Raw genomic sequence first — 18,946 nt, 5'->3', positions numbered from 1 at the left:
AGGACCCTGAGGTCTAGGGTGGTCGGCCCTGGAGATCCGGCCAGTCCTCCATGGGGGAAGGGCCGGCCGGATCTTCTCCTTTCTTATCCCACACGCAGGAGTTGACGAGCATGACCGATCCGCTGAACCAGGACCCGATCATCAAGCCCCTGGACATGCACGCCACTTCGACGCCGGCCGTCGACGCCATCACCGAGAAGATCACGGGTGGCGCCGAGTCGGACATCACCACCAAGGACATGCACGCCACCTCCGAGCCGGCCGTCGACGCCATCACGGAGAAGGTCGTCGGCGAGGGCCACCCCGCCCCGGCCAAGTAGAGCCACTCCCCACGGGGATGACGGTACCGGCGGCGACTTCGGGGGAGCCGCCGGTGCCATCCACAGGGGCCGGTCGACGGGGGAGCGCGCGGTCCGGGGGACGTGCGGCGGAACCAGGGGGGATCCGTCCGGACGGCGACCGCACGACGCGACCAGGCCACCGCAGAGGAGGGGCCGGGCACACGCCCGGCCCCTCCGGCGTGCCCGGGGTCAGGCCCACCCGCTAGTTCCGGGCGTACGAGCCCAGGCCCACCAGGCAGTAGACGTATTCGCTGATGGTGGTGCCGTTCATGGTGTAGCGGTGGGAGAAGGCGTACTCCGTCTTGGGGTTGGCGTTGCACCGGTTCATGTCGGAGGTCATGGGGAAGGTCTGGATGACCTTGTAGTGGGCGTCCGAGGCCGAGCAGGGGACCTCGTCGACACCGCTGACGGACTGGGCGGTCTCCGAGTCGGGGAGGGTGCCGTTGAGGCAGGTGCCCTTGTCGTAGGGGTCGGGTTCCTCCTCGGTGGGGGTGGGGGTCGCGGTGGGGGCGAGGTCGCCGAGGTCGAGGGTCGGGAAGGGGGAGAAGGAGAAGGTGGGGATGGTGGGGCGGGCGTCGGGCGTGTCCGTCCCGTCGTTGGCGTCGAGGAGGTAGGAGCCACCGATGATCGCGCCGATGACGAGGAGGGGGACGAGGCAGCCGGCGACGCCGGACCTGCGTCGGGCGGGGGCCGGGCCGCCGGCGACGGTGATGCGGAGGAGGACCGTTCCGCCGGCGAGCTGGACCGGGACGAGGTCGCCGTGGCGGCAGGGCGGGACGTGGAGCTGGGTGGGGCCGGTCGGCAGGGTGACCGGGATGACGACCCCGGCGGCGGCCTGCTGCGGGGTGAGGGTGAGGGGGATCTCCTGGGTGGGCACCTGCTGCTCCTCGGTTCGGAGGGGGACGGGGAGTGCGCGCCTCTATGACGTGTACACGCGACGGGCTGGTTGCGTCCCCGGCGGACTTTCTGTAATCGGATTCCAATCCTCCGGAAACGGCTCCCGTCCGCCTCAACCCCTCTTCCGCAGCTCCCCCTTGACCACCTTCCCGCTCGCGTTCCTCGGGAGTTCCGCGACGAACTCGACCTGCCCCGGCACCTTGCAGTTGGCCATCTCCCGCCGCGACCAGGCGATCAGGTCGTCGGCGGTGACCCCCGCGCCCGGGCGCCGTACCGCGAAGGCCTTGCCGACCTCGCCCAGGCGGGCGTCGGGGACGCCGATGACGGCGACGTCGACGATGCCCGGGTGCAGGCCCAGGAGTTGCTTGATCTCGGCGGGATAGGCGTTGAAGCCACCGACGATGAACATGTCCCTCAGCCGGTCGGTGATCCGGAGGTTGCCCGCCGCGTCGAGGACGCCGACGTCGCCGGTGCGGAGCCAGCCGTCGGGGTCGATCGCGGCGGCCGTGGCCTCCTCGTCCTCGAAGTAGCCGCGCATCACGTTGCGCCCCCTGACCAGGACCTCTCCCGCGTCGGAGAGGCGGACCTCGGTGCCGGGCACGGGGCGGCCGGCGGTGGTGGCGACGGTCTCGTCGGGGTCGTCGCGGCGGCACATGGCAACAAGGCCGCTCGCCTCGGAGAGGCCGGCGCCGCCGTCCGCGTCGCCTTCACCGAGATCGACGGCATCGCCGTCCCCCGCTGGCTCCTGGAGCGCGGATGACGATCTCGGTGGAGCGCGATCCGCGGGCCGGCGTCGCCGTCGTCGCCCTCGACCGGCCCGAACGGCTCAACGCGCTCACCCTCGCCATGGCGGGCGGACTCGGAACGGTCTGGCGGGGGTTCCGGTACGAGGACGACATCCGGGCGATCGTCGTCACCGGCGCCGGCGGGCGGGCCTTCTGCACCGGCATCGACCGCGACGACGCCGGCCGGGTGCCGCAGCCCTCGTCCCCGTACGCCCTCGACGACCCGCTCGTCGCCATCGGCCCCAAGGCCAACGACCTGTGGAAATTGGTGATCGCCGCGGTCGAGGGCATGGCCTGCGGCGGCGCCTTCTACCTGCTCGGCGAGGCCGAGTTCCTCATCGCTGGCGAGACCGCCGCGTTCTTCGACCCGCACACCACCTACGGCATCGTCAGCGCCTTCGAGACCGTCCACATGGCGCAGCGCATGCCCTTCGGGGAGGTCGCCAGGATGGCCATGATGGGCTCGGCCGAACGCGTCTCCGCCCGCCGTTCCTACGAGGCGGGCCTGGTCAGCGAGGTGACGGCCACCGGCGGGGCGCTCGTCGCGGCGCGGGGGGGGCGGCGGCCGTCCTCGCCTCCTACCCGACCGGGGCCGTACAGGGCACCGTGCGGGCCCTGTGGTCCGCCAAGGAGGCCGTCAGGTCGCAGGCCCTCGCCCAGGCCCCGCACCTCGTCACCCTCGGCAACCTGCCGGCGGAGCGGCAGGCGGAGCTGTTCAGGAGGCGGACGACGGGCTACCGGACGCGGTAGGCGTCGCGCCTGCCTCGACCGCCTCGCGGATGACGCACGACGTGACCTTGCCGACCAGGCGGGGCTTCGCCATCTTGACCTCGAAGTCCTTCCGCTGCCCGCCCTCCACGGTCACGACCGTCTCCGCCGTGTCCACGACCGAACCGGCGCGGTTCCTGAACTCCAGGGTCACCCGGTAGGTCTCGGTGGTGCTGTACAGCCCTTCGTTGACGATCCGCAGCGTCGCCGTGGTGTCCGCCTTGCGGGCGGGCTTGCCCTTGCGCTTCTTCTGCTCGGGCTTCACGCAGTCGACGACGAGGACGTCGACGCCGGGGCCGTAGGTGGCCGTGGCGGTGGCCGCCGGCTCGGCGGTGTACTCGCTCCCGCTGTTGCCGGAACCGGAACCGGAGCCCTGGTAGTCGTCGTTGTCCTTCTTGTCGCTGGAGCAACCGCCCCCGCTGCTCTTGCTCTTGCTCTTCCCGCTGCCGCCCTTGCCGCCACCGCTGCTGCTCGTCTGGAAACCGGTCAGCGCCAGCACCACCACCGTCAGCGTGGCCGCCATCTTCAGTCGGGTCCGTGCCACCTTCACCGTCTCCCCCGTCCGTCCGTCGTGTGCGCGCCACACCCTAGCGGGACCCGCGATCCCGCATGGCGGGCCCCCGGGACCGGGCGTAGCGTCGGAAGCGAGAGAGCCGGACCTCGCAGCCCCGAGGAGGACGATCGATGATCCGCAACGTCGTCGGCTCGGTCCTGGCCCTCGTCGGAGCGACGGCCGCCGTCTGGAGCCCCTTCCGTGCCTGGTACGACGGCCGTCACGGCAGCGACTACCGCATCGGGGACCTCTTCACCGGCATCACCGGTTCCGGCGGCGGAGTCATCGCCTCGATCCTGCTGCCGTTCGCCTTCGCCGCCCTCGTCACCCTGGTCGGAGTGGTGCTGCGCTCACGGCTGCTCGTCGCGATCGCCGCGGTGGTCGTCCTCGGCTTCACGGTCCTGTGGATGGTGCGGGTCGGGCAGGCCGAGGGCAGCCTGGTGGTCTCCGGAGGCGGCCGCGGCCTCGGCGACGGCGTCGCGAACGCCCTCGGCGGCGGACTACTGCTGCTGATCGGCGCCCTCGTCATGTCGGGCCGCCCGAAGCGCCGCCACCTCGAACCCGCCGCCGACCGGCCGCACGCCCACCCGCCCCTCGACGACGGCCCGCCCCCGGCCCCGTACGGAACGACCCGGGACCCCTACGACAGGGGACCCGAAACGACGGACCACGAAACGACCCGGGACCCGTACGCGACGGGACACGGGGCGACGGACCGCGGGACCGACGACCCGTACGCAACGGGACACGGGACGACGGACCGCGGGACCGGCGACCCGTACGCAACGGGACACGGGACGACGGACCGCGGGACCGGCGACCCGTACGACTCCGAGACCCGGTCCATGCCCTACGCCGCTCCCGGCCGCTCCGACGCCCCTGCGGAACGGCCGCGCGACCCGGACCGCCACCCCTGGGACGGCGACCCGGACGACCCGAGGACCTAGGCCCGGGCCGCCCCGGCGCGGCCCGAGGTCGCCGTGCCCTTCGCCGCGTCGAGCGCGTACACGCAGCGGTCCTTGCTGCACGCGTACACGACTCCGCCCTTCGCCACCGGCGAGCCGGTGATCTCGCCGCCGGTGGCGAGCTTCCAGCGGAGCTGGCCGCCGGTCGCGTCCAGGGTGTAGAGGACGTGGTCGGCGGAGCCGAAGTGGACCCGGCCGTCGGCGACGACCGGCGTGCCCACCAGCTCGGCGCCGGCCGCGAACCGCCAGCGGGGGGTGCCGGTGACCGCGTCCAGGGTGTAGAGCGCGCTGCCGCTGCCCACGTGCACGTTGCCGTCCGCGACGAGCACCGGCTCCGAGGACTGGCGCTGCTCGGTCGCGATCCGCCAGCGGTCCTGGCCGGTGGTGGCGTCGAGGGCGTAGACCGTGCCGAGGTGGTCGGCGAGGTAGACGCCGCCGCCGGTGACGGCCGGGCCGGGCGCGAAGGCGGGCGGCGAGAGGAAGACGGCGGGCGCCTCGAAGTGCCAGCGGACGTGCCCGGCGGCGATGTCGATCGACAGGACGCGGGTGCCGGCGGAGACGTACACGCAGCCGTCCTCGGCCGGGGCGACCCGGACCGGCACGTGCCCGCAGGAGGCGGCGTCGCCGACCGGGTACGACCAGCGCTCGACGCCCGTCCGGGCGTCGAGCGCCCTCAGCCGGGCGTCCTGCCACACGTACACGGTGTCGCCGTGGATCGCCGGGCCGGCCTCCGGGGTCTCGAAGTCCGTCTGACAGCCGGTGACCTCCCACAGCTTGGCGCCATTGGACGCCTCCCAGCCCTGCGCGCCGCCGCCCCGGGTGCCGGTGACGACGGTGCCCCGGTCGACCTTGAGGGAGTACACCCAGGCGTCGGTGCGCAGCCGCCAGCGTTCGCTGCCGTCGGTGGCGTCGAGCGCGTACAGCGTCGGTCCGTCGGAGGCGTGGATACGGCCCTGGGCCACCGCCATCGACCAGGCGACGTCCCTCGTCTTGAACTGGCGCCGCCCCGAGCCGGTGTCCAGGGCGTGCACCTCGAAGGAGGTCACGTACAGCAGGTCGCCGTCGACGACCGGCGTCCCCCACACGTCGTTCGACATGCGGAAGCGCCACGGCCGCCAGGGTCCGGGTCCCGGCTCGGGCTGCGCCGCCTGCTGGGGTACGGGGGCGGGCGCGGGGGCCGGCTCGGTGGCGCCGCCCGGCGGGCGGACCCAGCCGGTGGCGTGCGGGTCGGCGGCCTGGCCGAGGCGGAGCGCCGCCCGGGTGTCGGCGACCCGGGGGCCGGGCCCGATCGGCACGGTGGCGCCGCCGAGCCGCACCGGACCGCCGGACTCCGCCGCGGGCCCCGCGTGCCGGCCGCCCGCGGGGGCCGGCTCGGACGCACGCGGGTCGCCGCCCTCGTACGGGGCGGGCGGGCGCGGTGGCATGGGCGGCGGGGAGACCGGCGGCGGCGGGGTCGGGCGCCCGCCGCGCCGGGTCTCGATCATGGTGACGGCGGACTCGGGCAGCCACGCGGAGGCGGTGCCGCTGTCGTCGCTGCCCGGGCCGAAGAGGTGCGGGGCGAGCATGGCCTGGAGGTCGGCGGGGCTGGGCCGCTGGGCCACGTCCATCTGCATGCACGCCTCGATGAGCGGCCGCAGCTCGTCCGGGAGGCCCTCCAGGTCGGGGCCTTCGCGCAGCAGCATGAAGACGGTCTCGACCGGGTTGGCCCCGTGGAAGGGGGCGTGCCCGGTCGCGGCGAAGACGAGCATGGAGCCGAGCGAGAAGACGTCGCTGGCGCCGGTGACGCTGCGCGAGTCGCGGGCCTGCTCGGGCGACATGTAGGCGGGGGTGCCCACGGCGACGTTGGTCATCGTCAGCCGTGTGTTGGAGACGCCGGACGCGATGCCGAAGTCGATCACCCGGGGCCCGTCCTCGACGACGAGCACGTTGGACGGCTTGAGGTCGCGGTGGACGAGCCCGGCGCCGTGGATGGACTGCAGCGCCTCGGCGACGCCGGCGGCGAGCCAGCGGACGGCCTGGGCCGGGAGCGGCCCGCACTCGTTCACTATCTCTTCGAGCGAGGGCGCCGGGACGTAGGCGGTCGCCAGCCACGGCACGGCGGCCCGCGGGTCGGCGTCGACCACGGCGGCCGTGTAGAACCCGGACACCGCCCGGGCGGCCTCCACCTCACGGGTGAACCGCACCCGGAACAGCTGGTCCTCCGCGAGCTCGGTGCGGACGGTCTTGATCGCCACGCGCCGGCCGGACGCCGAACGCGCGAGATAGACCAGACCCATACCGCCCGCGCCGAGCCGGCCCAGCACCTCGAAGGGCCCGATGCGTCTCGGGTCGTGCTGCGTCAGCTGTTCCACTTGCCTGCCACCTCCCCGTACGGGCCACGACGATACGGCCCGGGCCTGATTCTTCCTGTCCGAGGCCCCGGTTGCGAACCCGGGGGCGGATCGGGGTGTCACAGGTCATACGGAGCGGATCGCTCACGGTTCGGCAGGGGGCTCCGAGAGGGTGGAGAGGGTGGGGGCGGGGCTGCCGAGGGGGGTGGGGTCGGTGGAGAGGGCGGCCGGTTCCTCGGGGGCGTCGAGGGGGGCGGCGGGGGTGGGTTCGGCGAGGACGGCGAAGCGGGCGCCCTGGTTGTCGTGGAGGACGGCGATGCGGCCGTAGGGGGTGTCGACGGGGGGTTCGGCGACCCGTCCGCCCAGGCGGACGGTGGTGGCGCAGGCCTCGTCGCAGTCGCGGACGGCGAAGTAGACGAGGACGTGGCCCGGCATCTCGGCGGGGAAGGCGTCGGTGATGACGGCCCGGCCGCCGAAGGCGGTGTCGTCGCCGGGGCGGGAGCCGGGCGGGGACCAGACGCGGTAGTCGAAGCCGGGCTCCTTGCCCTCCTCCTCCGGGTCGGCCTGGCGGCCCAGCCAGCCGAAGACGGAGGCGTAGAAGGTGTCCACGGGCCCGGGGCGGCGGGTGTACACCTCCATCCAGCAGAAGGAGCCGGGCTCGTCGACCACTTCGAAGCCGTCGTCCTCGCCCGACTGGCGCAGGCCGAGGACGGCGCCGCCGGGGTCGGCGGCGAGGGCGAGGACGCCGAAGGGGCCGACGGGGTAGGGCTCCATGACCATCTGCCCGCCGGCGGCCTTCACCCGGGCGGCGACGGTGCCGGCGTCCCGGGTGGCGAGGTAGACGGTCCAGGTGGTGGGCATGCGGCCGTCCCGTTTGGGGAGGAGCCCGGCGACCCGGCGGCCGTCGAGGAGGGCCTCGTCGCGGTCGTCGTCGAAGGTCCAGCCGAACAGCTCGCCGTAGAAGCGCTTGCCCGCCTCCAGGTCGGGGAGCTGCGCGTCCACCCAGCAGGGGGTGCCTTCCGTGTATACGGCCATGGCCCCACGCTAGGGCGGCGGGGGCGGGGACGCGCTCCGGTGTGCGCCGTCCGGGGCGCGGCCCCCGGGGGAGGCCGTCCACAGGCTGTGCACACGGAGGGCCGGCGGGTGGACGGCGCCGGGTCCTGGCGCGATCCCGTCGGGTGGCGCGCCGGGGAGACCCCCGCCGACCTCGGAGAACGGTGGGCACCCCATTTGCAGTCGGCCGAATCGCGCGCTGATCCCCCCTCGGTAAGCTGACGGCATGACAGGACAAGTACGCACCGTCGACGGCCGCGTGGCCGGACGACGCGGCCAGGCGACGCGGCAGAAGCTGCTCGACTGCCTCGGTGAGATGCTCAGCTCCTCGCCGTACCGGGACGTCAAGGTCATCGACGTGGCCCGGAAGGCGGGTACTTCACCCGCGACGTTCTATCAGTACTTCCCGGACGTCGAGGGCGCCGTCCTGGAGATCGCGGAGGAAATGGCGAAGGAGGGCGCCGGATTGACCGAGCTGGTCTCCGGCCGTTCCTGGGTCGGCAAGGCCGCCTGGCAGACCTCCGAGGAACTCGTCGACGGCTTCCTCGACTTCTGGCGGAGGCACGACGCGATCCTGCGGGTCGTGGACCTCGGCGCCGCGGAGGGCGACAAGCGGTTCTACAAGATCCGCATGAAGATCCTGAACTCGGTCACCAACTCCCTGACGGACGCGGTGAAGGAGCTCCAGGCCAAGGGCAAGGTCGACAAGGAGGTCAGCGCGGCCGCGATGGCCGGTTCGCTGGTGGCGATGCTGGCGTCGGTCGCCGGCCACCAGAAGGGCTTCACCACCTGGGGTGTGAAGCAGGCCGAACTCAAGCCGAACCTCGCCCTGTTGGTGCACCTGGGCATCACCGGCAAGAAGCCGGTGAGATAGGCCCGGGGCCGTACCGGAGCCCTTTCCTTCCCCCGTCCTGTCGTCGACGCCGACGCCGGCCACCGTCCCCCGCGAGGGGCGGGACCGCCGTCGGCGTCGTCGTGTCCGGACCCTTCCGCTCGTCTGCGGGTGAGCCGGAAGAGCCGGATCTCGCGCTCGACCCGGGCCTGGTAGGCGGCGTACGGCGGCCAGAAGGCGAGGGCCGCCCGCCAGGCCGCCGCCCGCTCCTCCTCGGTGAGCCGTTCGGCCCGTACGGGGAGCGTCTCGCCCTTCCAGCTGATCTCGGCGTCGAGGTGGGCGAGCAGGTTGGCCGTCCAGGAGGGGTGGCCGGGGCGGCCGAAGTCGGAGCCGCCGAGCGGCCGGCCCTCGAACGGGCCGGGGTGACGCCCGCGGACATCGACGTCGCCGAGATCTACGACGCCTTCACCTACATGACCCTGGTGACGCTGGAGGACCTGGGCTTCTGCCCGAAGGGCGAGGGCGGCGCGTACGTGACGGACGGGGCGACGGTCCCGTTCGACACCGACGGCGGCGGGCTGTCCGCCTGCCACCCCGGCATGCGGGGCCTCTTCCTCCTGGTCGAGGCCGTCCGCCAGCTCCGGGGCGAGGCACCTGGTCTCCAGGTCCGCCGCGCCGACGGCTCCCTTCCCGAGCTGGCCCTCGCCTCCGCCACCGGCGGCTGGTTCTGCTCCGCCGCCACCCTCGTCCTGACCACCCGCGCCTGACGCCCCGCGCCGGACCCCCCGCGCCTGCCCCCTCGCTCCGCCGCGCCGCCTAGGCTCGGCGCATGAGCGACTTCCGTGACGCGCTGCGTTCGCTGCGGGTGTGGGACACCGAGCTGCCCGCCTTCGACCCGGCCACCGCCCCCGCCGACCCCCTCCCCCTCTTCCACTCCTGGTTCCTCGACGCCGTCGCCGCGGGCCAGAGCGAACCGCACACGCTCTCCCTCGCGACCGCCGGCCCGGACGGCCGCCCCGACGTCCGCACGGTGATGCTCCACGACGCCGACGACCGCGGCTGGCACTTCGCCTCGCACGCGACCAGCGCGAAGGGCCGGCAGCTGGCCGCCAACCCGGAGGCCGCGCTCGGCTTCTACTGGCCGGTGCGGGGCCGCCAGGTCCGGATCAGGGGCCGCGTCGCCACGGCGAGCCGCGAGGAGGCCTACGCGGACCTGCACGCCCGCACCACCGGCGCCCTCGCCGCCGCGCTCACCGGCCGCCAGAGCGAACCCCTCGACTCCCCCGAGACCCTCGCGGAGGCGAGCGCCGCCGCGTGGGCGCGCGCGGAGGCCGAACCGGACGCCGACGCCCCCACCTGGACGCTGTACGTCGTCGAACCGGCCGAGGTCGAGTTCTTCCAGGGCGACGCCCGCCGCCGCCACCTCCGCCTCCGCTACCGCCGTACCCCGGACGCCCCCTCCGGCTGGGCCAAGGAGCTGCTCTGGCCCTGAGGGCGCACCATGGAGAGGGAGGTGTGAGAACCATGGCGACCTACATGGACGTGCACCGCGGCATGGTCGGGATCACGGCGGACCAGCTCCTCGAAGCCCACCGCGCCGACCTCGCGATCGAGAAGGAGGAAGGGGTCCACTTCCAGAAGGCGTGGGCGGATCCCGAGTCCGGCACCGTCTACTGCCTGTCGACGGGCCCCTCCGCCGACGCCGTGCGGCGGATCCACGAACGGACCGGTCACGCGGCCGACGAGATCCACGAGGTGCCCCTCACGGTGTGAGCGCGGCCGGGGGCGTCCACCGCGGGCGCCCCTACGCGTACTCCGAGCCGTACATCTCCTCGATCTCCCGCGCGAAGTCCCGCAGCACCGCCCGCCGCCGGAGCTTCAGGGAGGGGGTGAGGTGGCCCGAGGTCTCGGAGAACTCGGTGGTCAGGACGCGGAAGGCGCGGATGGACTCGGCCCGGGAGACCAGCCGGTTGGCGTCGTCGACCGCCTTCTGCACCACCGCGAGCAGTTCGGGGTCCCGGGTCAGCTCCCACAGCGCCAGGTGGTCCTTCTGCCGCATCCGCCGCCAGTGGGCGAGCCCCTCGTGGTCGAGGGTGATCAGCGCGGAGACGTACGGGCGGTCGTCGCCGACGACCATGCACTGGGCGACCAGCGGATGGGCCCGCAGCCAGTCCTCCAGCGGGGCCGGGGCGACGTTCTTGCCGGCGGAGGTGATGAGGAGGTCCTTCTTGCGGCCGGTGATGGTGAGGTAGCCGTCCTCGTCCAGCGCGCCGAGGTCGCCGGTCGGGAACCAGCCCCCGTCCGTGTGCGGGACGGCGGTGCCGCGCCGGGCGTCCCAGTATCCGGCGAAGACGTGCGGGCCGCGCAGCCACACCTCCCCGTCGGCGGCGATCCGCACCCCCGTGCCGGGCAGCGGCAGCCCGACGGTGCCGGCCCGGGGCGCGTGCGGCGGGGTGACGGTGGCCGCGGCCGTCGTCTCCGTCAGGCCGTACCCCTCGAAGACGTCGACGCCCGCGCCACGGAAGAACTCCGTGAGCCGGACGCCCAGCGGCGAGCCGCCGCAGATCACGTACCGCACGCGCCCGCCGAGCGCTGCCCGGATCCGGCGGTAGACCAGCGGGTCGTACAGGGCGCGCGCCGCCCGCACCGACAGCGACGGCTCCTCGGCGCGGCCGAAGCGGCGGGCGGCCCGCTCGGCCCGGTCGAAGGCGGCGCCCCTCCCGGAGCGTTCGGCGGTGGCCCGGGCCCGCCGGTGGACCTTCTCCATCACGTACGGGATCGCCAGCAGGAACGTCGGCCGGAAGCCGGCCAGGTCGGCGAGGAGGTCCTCGCCCTCCACGGACGGCGCGTGGCCGACGCGTACCCGGGCCCGGACGCAGCCGACCGCCACCATCCGCCCGAAGACGTGGGCGAGCGGCAGGAAGAGCAGGGTGGACGGCGGATCGCCGCCCTCGGGGGCGAAGACCGGGTGGAGGAGCTTGACCGCGTTGTCGACCTCGGCGAAGAAGTTGGCGTGGGTGAGGGCGCAGCCCTTGGGGCGGCCGGTGGTGCCGGAGGTGTAGACGAGGGTGGCGAGGGCGTCCGGGGTGAGCAGTCCGCGCCGGGCCGTCACCGTCTCGTCGGGGACCCGCGCCCCGGCCTGCCGCAGCTGCGCGACGGCGCCCGCGTCGAGGACCCAGAGGTGGCGCAGGCCGGGGATGAGGCGGCGCTCGGCGGAGACGAGCCGCGCCTGCCCCGCGTCCTCGACGACGCAGGCGACGGCGCCGGAGTCCTGGAGGATCCAGCGGGTCTGGAAGGCGGAGGAGGTCGGGTAGACGGGGACGGTGACGAGCCCGGCGGCCCAGGCCGCGAAGTCGACGAGCGTCCATTCGTAGGTGGTGCGGGCCATCAGCGCGAGCCGGTCGCCGGGGCGCAGCCCGTGGGCGATGAGCCCTTTGGCGACGGCGTGCACGTCGGCGGCGAAGCGGGCGGCGGTGACGTCCCGCCAGTTCCCCTCCTCGTCCTTCCGGGAGAAGACGACGGCGTCGGGTTCCCGCCGGGCGTTGTCGTACGGCAGGTCGGCGAGCGAACCCCGCTCGACCCGGGGCACGAGCGCGGGCGCGGAGACCTCCCGTACCCGTCCGTCGACGCGGAGGAAGGCGAGCTCGGTCGGCACGGGCGGCTCCTCGGTCTGCGCGATGGACGAAGGTCGTACGTCGTGGAGCAGAAGTGCGTGGAGCGGAGGTGCGTGAAGCGGAAGGCGTGGAGCGGAAGGGCGGCCGTTCGGGGTCCGGGGACCCGACGCGCGGGGAACTAGCCGGTAACCTTACTGCGCGGTAAGCCTCAACGGGGAGACCAGCGCTCGTTTTTCATGAGGTTCCCCAGCCCGGACCAGGCGAAGTTCATCAGCGTGGCCGCCGCCTCCCGCGCCGTCACGCCCGGCGTCTCGTTGGCCCAGGTCGCCAGCGACTCGGCGGACCCCACCAGCGCCTGCGCCAGCGCCGCCACGTCGCGCTCGCCGATCTCGACCGGCCCGTGCGCGGCCCGCGCGGCCTCGCCGATCAGACCGGTGACGAAGTCGGCGATCTCCTCCCGCATCCGCGCCGCCTCGGTCGCGAAGGGCTCGCCCTGGGTGCGGGCGTGCCGGCTGAGCACGGCCCACGCGTCGGGGTGGTCGGCGGCGTGCCCGAAGAAGGCGAGCAGTCCCGCCCACAGCCGCTCGTCCGGCGGGGCGGACCCGTCGGACACGGCCTCGGCGACGGCCGTGAGCAGGGCCTGGGCCTCCCGCCGGATGCAGGCGGTGAAGAGCTCCTCCTTGGAGTTCAGGTACAGGTAGACGAGCGGCTTGGACACGCCCGCCAGCTCGGCGATCTCGTCCATCGAGGCCGCCTGGTACCCCTGCCGGGCGAAGCAGGCCACGGCGGCGTCCATCATCTGCCGCTCGCGCACGGCCCGAGGCAGCCTCTTGGTCCTCGCCACGCGTCCCTCCGCCCCCGCTTCCACGATCGATCGTCCGCCCGCGAAAGCCTACGTGCCCCCCGCCCGGACGGGGGCGAGGGGCACGTGGCGCCGGGGGCGGTGGTCAGGCCGCGACCGCGACCTTCTCCGGGGCGGTCTCGCGGGCGTCCTCGGGGCCGTCGATCGGGGACGCCGAGGCGTTCTCGTACGCGGTGAGGTCGAGGATCTTCTCGCGGGCGGAGACGATCACCGGGACGAGCGCCTGGCCGGCGACGTTGGTGGCGGTGCGGATCATGTCGAGGATCGGGTCGATCGCCATGAGCAGGCCGACGCCCTCCAGCGGGAGGCCCAGGGTGGAGAGGGTCAGCGTCAGCATGACCGTGGCGCCGGTGAGGCCGGCGGTGGCGGCGGAACCGATCACCGAGACGAAGGCGATGAGCAGGTACTCCTTGACGCCGAGCTGGACGTCGAAGATCTGCGCGATGAAGATCGCGGCGAGCGCCGGGTAGATCGCGGCGCAGCCGTCCATCTTGGTGGTGGCGCCGAACGGGACGGCGAAGGAGGCGTACTCCTTCGGGACGCCGAGGCGCTCGGTGACGCGCTGGGTGACCGGCATGGTGCCGACCGAGGAGCGGGAGACGAAGGCCAGCTGGATGGCGGGCCAGGCGCCCTTGAAGAACTGGACCGGGTTCACCTTGGCGACGGTCGCGAGGAGCAGCGGGTAGACGCCGAAGAGGACCAGGGCGCAGCCGATGTAGACGTCGGCGGTGAAGGTCGCGTACTTGCCGAGGAGGTCCCAGCCGTAGTTGACGATCGCCTTGCCGATGAGGCCGGCGGTGCCGATCGGGGCGAGGCGGATGACCCACCACAGGGCCTTCTGGAGCAGCTCCAGGATCGACTCCGAGAGGGAGAGGATCGGCTGGGCCTTCTCGCCGAGCTGGAGGGCGGCGATGCCGGCGACGGCGGCCATGAAGACGATCTGGAGGACGTTCAGCTCGGTGAAGGGCGTGATGACGTCCGTCGGGATGATGCCCGTGAGGAAGTCGATCCAGCTGCCCTTGCCCTCGGGGGCCTTGCCGTCGGCGGGGGTGAGGCCGGTGCCGGCGCCAGGGTTGGTGAGCAGGCCGATCGTGATGCCGATGGCGACCGCGACGAGCGAGGTGATCATGAACCAGAGGAGGGTCTGGGCGGCGAGGCGGGCCGCGTTGTTGACCTTCCGGAGGTTGGTGATCGACACGAGGATCGCGAAGAACACGAGCGGGGCCACGGCCAGCTTCAGCAGCTGGACGAAGATGCCGCCGACCTGGATCAGGGTCTCCTTCAGCCAGGCGACGTCCTGGCTCCGGGCGATCCAGCCGAGCAGGACGCCGAGGACGAGACCGGCGACGATCTGGGCCCAGAAGGGGATCTTGGGTATCCGGGACGAGGGCTTGACCTCGGTGGCGGACGCGGACGCGGACACGGACACACTCCACTGATGCGTATCGGGACATACGGAAGGGGGGGTGCGGCACACTCGCACGCTCTCGCGCGGGGCGCCGCTGCATGCTGCCGGGGAGGCGGGGCCTCAGGACTCGCGGCGACAACAGGCCGCGGACATACAGCGGCAGAGATCGACGTGCAGGCGCGCCACGAGCGGGGTGCCCGCGGCGTCGAGGAGGCGCTCTGCTGTCGTCATGGTCGATACGTTAACACTTGAACTTTGAGAACCTCAAAGCCCTTCTTTGGGACGAGGAACCGGCCACCCCCGGCCGAAACGAGAACACCCCTGGTGAGAGCCATCCGGCTCACACCAGGGGTGCCCGACCTGTGAGGAACCTTACGCGTCCCCTACATCGCCCCGTCCGCCCACGGACAGCCGGTACCTGAGGTGCCGGGCGTCCGGCATGACCATGAGGGCCGCCTCCATGGGCGTTCCGTCGGCGGTCCGCTCCGCCAGGGCCGTGCCGCCGGCGATGGAGAGGGGGGTAGTAGGAGTCGGCCAGCTCCACCGGCACGTCGTCCAGCAGGATCAGCCGTCGTCGCACGACGACCCGCTCACCGAGGGACAACCCGAGGGCCGCCCGCACGACGTCGGGAGCGTCCACCTCGCCCGCCCGGAGCAGGCGCTGTCCGCCCCTGCGCCCCCGGCGAGCGGCCTCGTCGGTCCACGCGTCACTCTGCCCGGGCTCGCGCGGGGCCAGGTACGGCGCGGTCTCACCGATCCACGCGTCGCCCGTCATGCGCCTGCCTCCCCCTCGCCGTCGCAGCCACCCGGGTCCCGCCGCGTACTAGACCGCGTCCTCGCGGGTGCGGTTGTCGTGGAGGCGGCCCTTGGCGCGGTCGACCTTCTCGACGATGTCGGCGCTCAGGCTGTCGCGCTGCTTGCGGAGCAGGACGTAGCTCAGGGGGGCCGAGACGACGATGGAGAGGAGCAGGACCCACAGGAGGTTGGAGTCGCCGAGGCCGCGCGGGAGCGCGCCGACGTAGACGAGGCCCCACAGGGCGAGGAAGCACCCGGCGAAGATGCCGAGGCGCATCAGCGAGTAGCGGAGCATGACCCACTCTTTCGTTCCGAGGTTCCGGGGTTCCGGAGTTCCGGGCTGCCGGGGTGCCGAACCTTCCCATTACGGGACGAGCGTCCCCAGTGAAGCACGGGGCGGGAGGCCCGTCGGAGGCGGGGCCCGGTAGGCCCGCCTCCGGAGGGCGGGGCGTCCGAGGGGCGGAATCCCCTTGAGGGTCGACAGAAGTAATAGATACAGTCGAGCTATGACCCTTACTTTCGAGGCCGATCCGGCCGTCGACGCGGCCCTGACCGACGGCATCCTCGCCCTCTGGGCCGACGTCTCCAACGCCGGCGGCGCCGTCGGCTTCGTCCCGCCCGTCACCGCCGAGGAGATCCGTCCCTCCCTCCGCACGCACCTCGCCGCCATGGTCCAGGGCACCACCCGGCTCCTGGTCGGCCGGGACGAGGACGGGCAGGTCGCCGCCACCGCCTTCTTCACGTTCAACAGCCACCGCCTGATGACCCACTGGGTGTGGCTGTACACGGTGATGGTCCACCCGAGGCACCAGGGCAAGGGGTACGGTCTCGACCTCATGGCGGCCGTCGAGCGCACCGCCCGTACCGCCCCCGGCTTCGAGGGGATCGAGGCCATCCGGCTCGGCGTCCGCGGCGGCACCGGCGTCGACGCCTTCTACGCGAAGGCGGGGTACAAGGAGGTCGGGCGGGTCCCCGGCGCCATCCGCGTCGCCCCCGGCGACGACCGCGACGACATCACCATGCTGCTGCCCCTGACCTGACCCGGCCCGACCCGGTCCGACCCGACCCGAACGGGCATGGATGGTCGGGTGCCGGCCCACTCCCCGTTCCTACGGTGAGGACATCAGGAAACAGGAAGGACCAGCCGTGCTCGACGGACTGAACCGGGCTCTCGACCACATCGAGCAGCGCCTCGACGGCGACCTCGACCCGGCCGAGCTGGCCCGGATCGCCACCACGTCCGAGTACCACTTCCGGCGGCTCTTCTCCGCCCTCGCGGGGATGCCGCTGTCGGAGTACGTGCGGCGCAGGCGGCTCACCGTCGCCGGTGCCGAGGTGCTCGCCGGGGAGCGGACGCTCCTGGAGATCGCCGTCCGGTACGGCTACGGCTCCGGGGAGGCGTTCGCCCGCGCGTTCCGCGCCGTCCACGGCGTGGGGCCCGGCGAGGCCCGCCGCGCGGGCGCCGTGCTCACCGCGCAGCCGCGCATGTCCTTCCGCCTCGTCGTCGAAGGGAACAGCAGCATGAAGTACCGCGTCACGACCCGGGACGCCTTCCGGATCACCGGCAGCAGGGCCCGGGTCCCGCTCGTCCACGAGGGCGAGAATCCGGCGATCGCCGCGCAGATCCGGGGGCTCGGCCGGGAGACCCTGGACCGGCTCGCCGGCCTCTCGGCCGGGGAGCCCGCCGGGCTCGTCTCCGCCGTCGTCCACCTCACCGACAGCCGCGAGGAGGGCGTGGAGCTCGACCACTGGTACGGCGCGGTCACCGGCCCGCGGGAGCCGGAGGGGTACGAGAGCCTGCACGTGCCCGCCGGCACCTGGGCCGTCTTCGAGAGCGAGGGTCCCTACCCGCAGGCGCTCCAGCACCTCTGGCGGGACGTCTTCACCGAGTGGTTCCCGTCGAACCCCTACCGGAGCCGCCCCGGCCCCGAGATCCTCTCGGTCCGTCCGGCGGAGGACTGGAGGACGGCGGCCGCGGAGCTGTGGATCCCGGTGGAGCACGCGGCGGCATGAGAGAAGGGCCGGCGGGGGATCCCCACCGGCCCTTCCTCCGCGCGCGGAGACCGCGGACCTCAGACCCGCATCGCCTGCGGCGTCTCCCGCCGCCCGGCGTCCGGGCCCGGGTACTCGCGGATGATCTCGTACCGGGTGTTCCGCTCGACCGGCCGGAAGCCGGCGTCGCGGATCAGCTCCAGCAGGTCCTCGCGGGTGAGCTTGTTCGGCGTGCCGTAGTTGTCGGCGTCGTGCGTGATCTTGTACTCGACCACCGAGCCGTCCATGTCGTCGGCCCCGTGCTGGAGCGCGAGCTGGGCGGTCTGCACGCCGTGCATGACCCAGAAGACCTTGACGTGCGGCACGTTGTCGAAGAGGAGCCGGGAGACCGCGAAGGTCTTCAGCGCCTCCGCGCCGGTCGCCATCGTCGTCCGCGCCTGGAGCTTGTTGCGGACCTTGCCGTCCTGCATGTCCACGAAGTCGTGCTGGTAGCGCAGCGGGATGAAGACCTGGAAGCCGCCGGTCTCGTCCTGGAGCTCCCGCAGCCGCAGCACGTGGTCGACGCGGTGGCGCGGCTCCTCGATGTGCCCGTACAGCATCGTCGAGGGGGTCTTCAGACCCTTCTCGTGGGCGAGGCGGTGGATCCGGGACCAGTCCTCCCAGTGGGTGCGGTGGTCCACGATGTGCTGCCGGACCTCCCAGTCGAAGATCTCGGCGCCGCCGCCGGTCAGCGACTCCAGGCCCGCCTCGATGAGCTCGTCGAGGATCTCGGAGGCCGACAGGCCCGAGATGGTCTCGAAGTGGTGGATCTCGGTGGCGGTGAAGGCCTTGAGGGAGACGTTCGGCAGCGCCTTCTTCAGCTCGCTCAGCGACCGGGGGTAGTACCGCCACGGCAGGTTGGGGTGGAGGCCGTTGACGATGTGGAGCTCGGTGAGGTTCTCGTTCTCCATCGCCTTGGCGAGGCGGACGGCCTCCTCGATGCGCATCGTGTACGCGTCCTTCTCGCCCGGCTTGCGCTGGAAGGAGCAGTAGGCGCAGGAGGCGGTGCAGACGTTGGTCATGTTCAGATGCCGGTTGACATTGAAGTGGACCACGTCGCCGTTCTTGCGGGTCCTGACCTCGTGGGCCAGCCCGCCGAGCCAGGCGAGGTCGTCGGAGTCGTAGAGGGCGATGCCGTCCTCACGGCTCAGCCGCTCTCCGGCGAGCACCTTCTGCTCCAGCTCCCGCTTGAGCCCCGCGTCCATGCGGCCGCCTCCCATGTATCCGACGAAATCAGGCTTCACCCACCGTACTCTCAGGCCTCTTCGGGCAGGTCCCCGACCCGGTTCTCCCACTTGGTGGAGAGCACGATCGTCGTCCGGGTCCGCGACACGCCCTTGGTGCCGGAGAGGCGGCGGATGGTCTTCTCCAGGCCGTCGACGTCGTTGGCGCGGACCTTGAGCATGAAGGAGTCGTCGCCGGCGATGAACCAGCAGTCCTCGATCTCGGCGAGGTCCTTCAGGCGGCGGGCCACGTCCTCGTGGTCGGCGGCGTCGGAGAGGGAGATGCCGATGAGGGCGGTGACGCCGAGGCCGAGCGAGGCGGCGTCGACGGTGGCGCGGTAGCCGGTGATGACCCCGGCCGCCTCCAGGCGGTTGATCCGGTCGGTGACGGAGGGGCCGGAGAGCCCGACGAGCCGTCCCAGCTCGGCGTACGAGGCGCGGCCGTTCTCGCGCAGGGCCTGGATGAGCTGCCTGTCCACGGCGTCCATA

18 protein-coding genes and 4 pseudogenes are annotated in these 18,946 nt (G+C 72.9%); 9 read left to right on the top strand and 13 right to left on the bottom strand.

Annotated elements, in window-relative coordinates; all coding sequences use genetic code 11:
* Positions 1 to 110: 110 nt before the first annotated feature.
* Entirely contained in the window at positions 111 to 320 is a 210-nt protein-coding gene (locus ACFZCF_RS30450; RefSeq protein ID WP_388449650.1) for a hypothetical protein, read from the top strand.
* A gap of 223 nt (positions 321 to 543) precedes the next feature.
* Here the strand turns inward: ACFZCF_RS30450 and ACFZCF_RS30445 are convergent, their stop codons facing one another.
* Together ACFZCF_RS30445 and ACFZCF_RS30440 are read right to left on the bottom strand one after the other, a co-directional pair.
* On the bottom strand, positions 544 to 1,218 hold the full coding sequence (locus tag ACFZCF_RS30445; RefSeq protein WP_391290248.1) for a hypothetical protein: 675 nt from the start codon (positions 1,216 to 1,218) through the stop codon (positions 544 to 546).
* Between the two features lie 132 nt (positions 1,219 to 1,350).
* A pseudogene (locus tag ACFZCF_RS30440) lies at positions 1,351 to 1,923 on the bottom strand (AMP-binding protein); the annotation flags it as partial.
* 71 nt (positions 1,924 to 1,994) lie between these two features.
* On the opposite strand from ACFZCF_RS30440, the pseudogene ACFZCF_RS30435 reads away from it, so the two are divergent.
* Positions 1,995 to 2,773: pseudogene (locus tag ACFZCF_RS30435) on the top strand (enoyl-CoA hydratase/isomerase family protein).
* Here the strand turns inward: ACFZCF_RS30435 and ACFZCF_RS30430 are convergent.
* Positions 2,739 to 3,335, bottom strand: a complete 597-nt coding sequence (locus ACFZCF_RS30430; RefSeq protein WP_391290247.1) for a hypothetical protein — start codon at positions 3,333 to 3,335, stop codon at positions 2,739 to 2,741. The pseudogene ACFZCF_RS30435 and the gene ACFZCF_RS30430 overlap by 35 nt on opposite strands.
* A gap of 140 nt (positions 3,336 to 3,475) precedes the next feature.
* Here ACFZCF_RS30430 and ACFZCF_RS30425 point away from each other — a divergent pair, with 140 nt between their 5' ends.
* On the top strand, positions 3,476 to 4,291 hold the full coding sequence (locus tag ACFZCF_RS30425) for a hypothetical protein (RefSeq protein WP_391290245.1): 816 nt from the start codon (positions 3,476 to 3,478) through the stop codon (positions 4,289 to 4,291).
* On the opposite strand, the gene ACFZCF_RS30420 is transcribed toward ACFZCF_RS30425, so the two are convergent.
* Positions 4,288 to 6,660 (bottom strand): PQQ-binding-like beta-propeller repeat protein, encoded by a 2,373-nt coding sequence (locus ACFZCF_RS30420; protein WP_391290243.1) that lies wholly within the window; start codon positions 6,658 to 6,660, stop codon positions 4,288 to 4,290. The genes ACFZCF_RS30425 and ACFZCF_RS30420 overlap by 4 nt on opposite strands.
* Positions 6,661 to 6,783: 123 nt before the next feature.
* Positions 6,784 to 7,674, bottom strand: a complete 891-nt coding sequence (locus ACFZCF_RS30415) for a VOC family protein (RefSeq protein ID WP_388449655.1) — start codon at positions 7,672 to 7,674, stop codon at positions 6,784 to 6,786.
* A gap of 244 nt (positions 7,675 to 7,918) precedes the next feature.
* Here ACFZCF_RS30415 and ACFZCF_RS30410 point away from each other — a divergent pair, with 244 nt between their 5' ends.
* Positions 7,919 to 8,566 carry a TetR family transcriptional regulator gene (locus ACFZCF_RS30410; RefSeq protein WP_383817248.1) on the top strand — a complete coding sequence of 216 codons (648 nt, stop codon included), beginning with the start codon at positions 7,919 to 7,921 and terminating at the stop codon, positions 8,564 to 8,566.
* A 122-nt stretch (positions 8,567 to 8,688) separates the two neighbouring features.
* Here the strand turns inward: ACFZCF_RS30410 and ACFZCF_RS30405 are convergent.
* Positions 8,689 to 8,922, bottom strand: a pseudogene (locus ACFZCF_RS30405) (nitroreductase family deazaflavin-dependent oxidoreductase); the annotation flags it as partial.
* Here ACFZCF_RS30405 and ACFZCF_RS30400 point away from each other — a divergent pair.
* The 3 genes and pseudogenes from ACFZCF_RS30400 to ACFZCF_RS30390 form a co-directional block, all read left to right on the top strand.
* A pseudogene (locus ACFZCF_RS30400) lies at positions 8,923 to 9,291 on the top strand (acetyl-CoA acetyltransferase); the annotation flags it as partial.
* Positions 9,292 to 9,353: 62 nt separating this feature from the next.
* Positions 9,354 to 10,016, top strand: coding sequence for a pyridoxal 5'-phosphate synthase (locus ACFZCF_RS30395; RefSeq protein ID WP_391290240.1), 663 nt, complete (start codon positions 9,354 to 9,356; stop codon positions 10,014 to 10,016).
* Between the two features lie 32 nt (positions 10,017 to 10,048).
* Positions 10,049 to 10,297 (top strand): SCO4226 family nickel-binding protein, encoded by a 249-nt coding sequence (locus ACFZCF_RS30390; RefSeq protein WP_388449657.1) that lies wholly within the window; start codon positions 10,049 to 10,051, stop codon positions 10,295 to 10,297.
* Positions 10,298 to 10,328: 31 nt separating this feature from the next.
* Here the strand turns inward: ACFZCF_RS30390 and ACFZCF_RS30385 are convergent, their stop codons facing one another.
* The 5 genes from ACFZCF_RS30385 to ACFZCF_RS30365 all read right to left on the bottom strand — a co-directional run bounded on the left by ACFZCF_RS30385 (position 10,329) and on the right by ACFZCF_RS30365 (position 15,498).
* Positions 10,329 to 12,179: an AMP-binding protein gene (locus ACFZCF_RS30385; protein ID WP_391290238.1), complete on the bottom strand. Its 1,851-nt coding sequence runs from the start codon at positions 12,177 to 12,179 to the stop codon at positions 10,329 to 10,331.
* 167 nt (positions 12,180 to 12,346) lie between these two features.
* The gene (locus tag ACFZCF_RS30380; protein ID WP_391290302.1) at positions 12,347 to 12,937 is read right to left on the bottom strand and encodes a TetR family transcriptional regulator; all 591 of its coding nucleotides are present in this window, start codon (positions 12,935 to 12,937) and stop codon (positions 12,347 to 12,349) included.
* 148 nt (positions 12,938 to 13,085) lie between these two features.
* Positions 13,086 to 14,429: a cation:dicarboxylate symporter family transporter gene (locus ACFZCF_RS30375; RefSeq protein WP_391290236.1), complete on the bottom strand. Its 1,344-nt coding sequence runs from the start codon at positions 14,427 to 14,429 to the stop codon at positions 13,086 to 13,088.
* Positions 14,430 to 14,748: 319 nt separating this feature from the next.
* Positions 14,749 to 15,183, bottom strand: coding sequence for a UTRA domain-containing protein (locus tag ACFZCF_RS30370; RefSeq protein ID WP_391290233.1), 435 nt, complete (start codon positions 15,181 to 15,183; stop codon positions 14,749 to 14,751).
* A gap of 48 nt (positions 15,184 to 15,231) precedes the next feature.
* The gene (locus ACFZCF_RS30365; protein ID WP_388449661.1) at positions 15,232 to 15,498 is read right to left on the bottom strand and encodes a DUF4229 domain-containing protein; all 267 of its coding nucleotides are present in this window, start codon (positions 15,496 to 15,498) and stop codon (positions 15,232 to 15,234) included.
* A gap of 211 nt (positions 15,499 to 15,709) precedes the next feature.
* On the opposite strand from ACFZCF_RS30365, the gene ACFZCF_RS30360 reads away from it, so the two are divergent.
* Both ACFZCF_RS30360 and ACFZCF_RS30355 read left to right on the top strand, forming a co-directional pair.
* Entirely contained in the window at positions 15,710 to 16,243 is a 534-nt protein-coding gene (locus ACFZCF_RS30360; protein ID WP_391290231.1) for a GNAT family N-acetyltransferase, read from the top strand.
* Positions 16,244 to 16,349: 106 nt separating this feature from the next.
* Positions 16,350 to 17,216 carry a GyrI-like domain-containing protein gene (locus ACFZCF_RS30355; protein WP_391290229.1) on the top strand — a complete coding sequence of 289 codons (867 nt, stop codon included), beginning with the start codon at positions 16,350 to 16,352 and terminating at the stop codon, positions 17,214 to 17,216.
* 59 nt (positions 17,217 to 17,275) lie between these two features.
* Here the strand turns inward: ACFZCF_RS30355 and mqnE are convergent, their stop codons facing one another.
* The gene (gene mqnE / locus ACFZCF_RS30350) at positions 17,276 to 18,439 is read right to left on the bottom strand and encodes an aminofutalosine synthase MqnE (protein ID WP_388449715.1); all 1,164 of its coding nucleotides are present in this window, start codon (positions 18,437 to 18,439) and stop codon (positions 17,276 to 17,278) included.
* Positions 18,440 to 18,489: 50 nt separating this feature from the next.
* A complete protein-coding gene (locus ACFZCF_RS30345; protein ID WP_128976305.1) occupies positions 18,490 to 18,945 on the bottom strand; it encodes an Lrp/AsnC family transcriptional regulator in 456 nt (151 codons plus the stop codon).
* Position 18,946: the final 1 nt, after the last annotated feature.

This window comes from Streptomyces sp. NPDC007945, from assembly GCF_042958885.1.
Lineage (GTDB): Bacteria > Actinomycetota > Actinomycetes > Streptomycetales > Streptomycetaceae > Streptomyces.
This window is presented reverse-complemented; position numbering and strand designations above follow the sequence as displayed.

Bases quoted from the DNA above. Each gene is read 5' to 3' on its own strand.
- ACFZCF_RS30450 (WP_388449650.1), top strand. From the start codon at position 111: ATGACCGATCCGCTGAACCAGGACCCGATCATCAAGCCCCTGGACATG.
- ACFZCF_RS30425 (WP_391290245.1), top strand. From the start codon at position 3,476: ATGATCCGCAACGTCGTCGGCTCGGTCCTGGCCCTCGTCGGAGCGACG.
- ACFZCF_RS30415 (WP_388449655.1), bottom strand. From the start codon at position 7,674: ATGGCCGTATACACGGAAGGCACCCCCTGCTGGGTGGACGCGCAGCTC.
- ACFZCF_RS30410 (WP_383817248.1), top strand. From the start codon at position 7,919: ATGACAGGACAAGTACGCACCGTCGACGGCCGCGTGGCCGGACGACGC.
- ACFZCF_RS30395 (WP_391290240.1), top strand. From the start codon at position 9,354: ATGAGCGACTTCCGTGACGCGCTGCGTTCGCTGCGGGTGTGGGACACC.
- ACFZCF_RS30390 (WP_388449657.1), top strand. From the start codon at position 10,049: ATGGCGACCTACATGGACGTGCACCGCGGCATGGTCGGGATCACGGCG.
- ACFZCF_RS30380 (WP_391290302.1), bottom strand. From the start codon at position 12,937: ATGATGGACGCCGCCGTGGCCTGCTTCGCCCGGCAGGGGTACCAGGCG.
- ACFZCF_RS30370 (WP_391290233.1), bottom strand. From the start codon at position 15,183: ATGACGGGCGACGCGTGGATCGGTGAGACCGCGCCGTACCTGGCCCCG.
- ACFZCF_RS30365 (WP_388449661.1), bottom strand. From the start codon at position 15,498: ATGCTCCGCTACTCGCTGATGCGCCTCGGCATCTTCGCCGGGTGCTTC.
- ACFZCF_RS30360 (WP_391290231.1), top strand. From the start codon at position 15,710: ATGACCCTTACTTTCGAGGCCGATCCGGCCGTCGACGCGGCCCTGACC.
- mqnE (WP_388449715.1), bottom strand. From the start codon at position 18,439: ATGGACGCGGGGCTCAAGCGGGAGCTGGAGCAGAAGGTGCTCGCCGGA.
- ACFZCF_RS30345 (WP_128976305.1), bottom strand. From the start codon at position 18,945: ATGGACGCCGTGGACAGGCAGCTCATCCAGGCCCTGCGCGAGAACGGC.